This is a genomic window from Microvirga aerilata, from assembly GCF_016743775.1.
Lineage (GTDB): Bacteria > Pseudomonadota > Alphaproteobacteria > Rhizobiales > Beijerinckiaceae > Microvirga > Microvirga aerilata.
Genome location: NZ_JAEQMY010000365.1, coordinates 1 through 591 on the forward strand (window position 1 = coordinate 1; position 591 = coordinate 591).

Here is a 591-nt window from a genome sequence, read left to right on the forward strand (position 1 = left end):
CGCCAACAGCCATCACGGATCGACTTGGAAGGCTTCGAGTTGGGGTGGGCTGCCATCGGTGACGAAGGCTCCCTCATAACGGCCTGCTGGGGTATGGGCCACGCACTCCAGCATGGCTCCCTTCAGGGTGGGATCGCCAAAGCGGCAGAATCCGATGGCGGTCTCTTCCTTGGCGTCCTCGTTCTTGAAGCCGTTTGCCGACGCCGCCACAATGACCTTCTCGATGGCCTGGACAGCGGTGTCCGGCCCCTGTTCCACCTGACGGTTCCCATCGCCTGAGAACGACAGGATCAGACGCTCGGTCATAAACCAGTAGGCGCTCACCCCGGTCGAGTAGTTCAGGTTCATCAGGACTGGCTTGCAGCCCTCCACCGCGCTCCCGGCCTGAATGAGCTTGGTGCATGCACCGGAGACGGTGACCAGTTGAGCGATCTTGCTCGCCTCTGATTTTGGCTTCGGTTTGGCTTGCGGGGCTGCGTCCGCACCAAGCGTAGCGGCGAGGAGGAGCGTGGGGGCAAGGGACAGCCTCATGGTCCGTCTCCATCGCAACCCCATTCTCAGTATAGGCCGCCCTGCCCCGTGCTGTCGATC

The 591-nt window shown here is 62.4% G+C and carries 1 protein-coding gene; it reads right to left on the reverse strand.

Annotated elements, in window-relative coordinates:
- Positions 1–12: 12 nt before the first annotated feature.
- Positions 13–531, reverse strand: coding sequence for a hypothetical protein (locus tag JKG68_RS32835; protein WP_202066665.1), 519 nt, complete (start codon positions 529–531; stop codon positions 13–15).
- Positions 532–591 lie beyond the last annotated feature (60 nt).